Here is a 3,411-nt window from a genome sequence, read left to right on the forward strand (position 1 = left end):
ATATATAATTATAAATAATATATATGTTCTTCGATATTATGAAGTTTTATGAAAGATAGAATTATATCAGTTTTTGTAGTACATTTAGACTATTAAAATTTGTTTATTACATTCTTGGCGGTTTCACTTATCAATTTATCATTAGGTTTATCACTTTTATTGTCTTTATTCGTAAAAATGACTAAAATAATAGGTTCAGATTGGTTCTTAGGATAAACAAAAGCTACATCATTTCTAGAAGCATATGTTATTGCTTGACCACTTTTATCAGCAACCTTATAGTCTTTTGGAACACCATCTTTAATTAAAGTGTCTCCGTTTTTATTATTTAACATTAAATCAAGTAAGAAATTTTTATTTTTTTTGCTTAATTTTCCATTTGCGATAAGTTTATTTAAAGTCTTGCCGAAAGCAGCAGGCGTTGAAGTATCTTTTTTGCTCTTTGGTGAATAGTAATTTAATTCTATTTCATATCTAACTGGATTTGTTACTTTATCTCCCAATTTTTTTAAACGTTTTTTAATTTTTTTGATTCCACCGATTTCGTTTATAATTTTATTGTTTGCTGTATTATCACTATACTTCATTGAAGCCTCAATAAGTTCTTTTAAAGTGATATCTTTTCCTACATATTTTTCTAAAATAGGAGAATAAGCAACTATATCATCTTTGTTAATATGTACTTTTTTATTTAACTTATTATAAGGTACTTGTTCTAACAAAATAGCACTATTTATCGCTTTTGAAGTTGAAGCATAGGCAAATCTCTTATCGGCATTAAATTTTACTTCCTTACCACTTTTAGTATCTAATGCATAGACACCAATATTAGCATTATATTTCTTTTCTAAATTATTTAACTCTTTAGCATGTGAACTGGTTGAATTACATGCACTTAAAACTAAAGCAATTGCAATTAAAAGTATTAACTTTTTCAAAATATACCCTCCAATATTACAGTTGTAATTTCTATAAATCAATAATATTACAATTGTAATATTCGCGTCAATAGTTTATTATAAATATTTGAAAGAAGGTGTTGAAATGGCTAAGTTATTAATAATGAGCATAGTAAGCTTTTGTTTTATATTTCTATTGTTATTATTTTTTAGGTACATATTAAAACGCTATTTTAATTATATGTTAAATTATAAAGTTTGGTATCTAACTCTTCTTGCAGGATTAATTCCTTTCATCCCTATTAAATTCTCTTTTTTTAAATTTAATAATTTGAATAATCAAGAGCCCACAGTTGAAAGTAATTCACACAATTTGAATCCTAACATAAATACCACTAAACCTGTTCATGAGTTTACAACAGACATCCATAAGTTTAATTGGGATTCAATAGATAATATCTGCACAGTTATTTGGATAGTTTTAGTTATTATTTTAAGTTTTAAATTTTTAAATTCTTTATTATATCTTAAGTATTTAAAGAAACAGTCACTTTATCTAAATGAAAAAGAAAAAGATAAAATAAACAAGATACTTTTCAATCATCAATATAAAAGAAATATTGTGATTCGAAAAGCAGAATCTATTCATTCTCCAATAACTTTTTGGTATGGAAAATATATTATTTTGATTCCCAGTTTATATTTTAAAAGTATAAATGACAAAAAACTAAAATATATAATATTGCACGAGTATGCTCATGCTAAAAACAGAGATACTTTGCATTTAATTATCTTTCATATTTTTTCTATTGCTATGAGTTATAATCCACTAATACAAATTGTAAAAAGAAAGATGATTCATGACAATGAAGTAGAAGCCGATAGATTTGTCCTTAATAATATTAACAAAAATGAATTTAAGTCTTATGCGGAAGCTATTATGGATTCCGTATTAAAAACCTCATTTTTCAACAAAAATATATTAAGCCATTCATTTAATGGTAAAAAATCATTACTCAAAAGAAGATTAATTAATATAAAAGAAGGCAATCTGAAGAAGCAGTCAAAATTAATTCTAATTTTTATTTGTATTTTTACTTTTTTTATCATGATAATTCAAAGCCAGTTTTTAATGGGGCAATCCTTAACTGATTATAATTATAAAAAGCCCTTACAAAGCGATTACCAAATTTTAGATGAAAGTAAAAATTTTGGTTCAAATAGTGGATCTTTCGTTATGTACAGCATGAAGAAAGACAAATACTATATTTATAATGAAAAAGAAAGTAGAAAAAGATATTCTCCTGATTCAACTTACAAAATTTATTTAGCACTGTTTGGACTTGACCGTCATATTATAAGTGATAAAAATTCACGTATGTCATGGAATCATAATCATTATCCTTTCGATTCTTGGAATAAGGATCAAGATTTAAATACGGCAATACAAAACTCAGTTAATTGGTACTTCGAACGTATTAGTAATCAATTATCAAAGAACTATACTTCTGATCAACTCAAGCAATTAAATTATGGTAATAAAAATTTGGGAAGTTATAAAGCCTATTGGTTGGAAGATAGTTTGAAAATATCTAATCTTGAACAAGTAATAGTTTTAAAAAATATGATGGAACAAAATAACCATTTTAGTAAAAATGAAAAGAAACAATTATCTTCTTCGTTATTGATTAGAAAAAATGAAAATTATGAATTGTATGGGAAAACAGGTACAGGTATAGTAAACGGGAAATATAATAATGGGTGGTTTGTAGGTTACGTAATTACAAATCATGATAAGTATTATTTTTCTACACATTTATCAGATGAAAAAGCCTCTGGTGAAAATGCTAAATTCATAAATGAAAAAATATTAAAAGAAATGGGTGTTTTAAATGGCCAATAAGCAAGTTGAAATATCTATGGCTGAATGGGATGTTATGAATATAATATGGAATAAAAAATCAGTATCAGCTAATGAAATTGTAGTTGAGATTCAAAAAAATAAAGAAGTTAGCGATAAGACGATTAGAACATTAATTACAAGACTATATAAAAAAGAGATTATAAAACGCTATAAATATAATAATATTTATTTTTACTCATCAATTATTAAAGAAGATGATATTAAAATGAAAACTGCTAAAACCTTTCTTAATAAATTGTATGGAGGGGATATGAAAAGTTTAGTGCTTAATTTTGCGAAAAATGAAGAATTAAATAACAAAGAAATTGAAGAATTGCGAGACATTTTAAATGATATTAGTAAAAAATAAATAGATATAGGGTTCAAACATAATACATATATAAATTATGTTTGAACCCTATTAAATTAGATTTTTTATGAGATTAGTACATATAATAAACGGCGCCCACTTCACCATACCTCGACCTTGGGGGATGTTGGGGTCTAGATATTCTCTAGGAATTTTCCGATAGTCTGTTTCATTTTTATATTGTTCTGGAATCATTTTAACCACCTCATCGTTATTATAGAACATATGTTCGTATATTT

At 25.3% G+C, this 3,411-nt stretch carries 4 protein-coding genes; 2 read left to right on the forward strand and 2 right to left on the reverse strand.

From position 1 onward, the window contains the following. Positions 1-92 precede the first annotated feature (92 nt). A complete protein-coding gene (gene blaZ / locus CD127_RS11460; RefSeq protein WP_000733622.1) occupies positions 93-938 on the reverse strand; it encodes a penicillin-hydrolyzing class A beta-lactamase BlaZ in 846 nt (281 codons plus the stop codon). A 106-nt stretch (positions 939-1,044) separates the two neighbouring features. Between blaZ and blaR1 the strand changes: the two genes are divergently transcribed. Both blaR1 and blaI read left to right on the forward strand, forming a co-directional pair. Continuing rightward, entirely contained in the window at positions 1,045-2,802 is a 1,758-nt protein-coding gene (blaR1, locus tag CD127_RS11465) for a beta-lactam sensor/signal transducer BlaR1 (protein ID WP_001096367.1), read from the forward strand. Beyond that, positions 2,792-3,172 carry a penicillinase repressor BlaI gene (gene blaI, locus CD127_RS11470; RefSeq protein ID WP_001284658.1) on the forward strand — a complete coding sequence of 127 codons (381 nt, stop codon included), beginning with the start codon at positions 2,792-2,794 and terminating at the stop codon, positions 3,170-3,172. Before blaR1 ends, blaI begins: the two co-directional genes overlap by 11 nt. Positions 3,173-3,223: 51 nt before the next feature. Here the strand turns inward: blaI and CD127_RS12790 are convergent. Then, the coding region (locus CD127_RS12790) for a hypothetical protein (RefSeq protein WP_206168815.1) at positions 3,224-3,411 on the reverse strand (188 nt) is incomplete at its 5' end.

This window comes from Staphylococcus petrasii, assembly GCF_002902565.1.
GTDB classification, from domain to species: Bacteria; Bacillota; Bacilli; order Staphylococcales; family Staphylococcaceae; genus Staphylococcus; species Staphylococcus petrasii.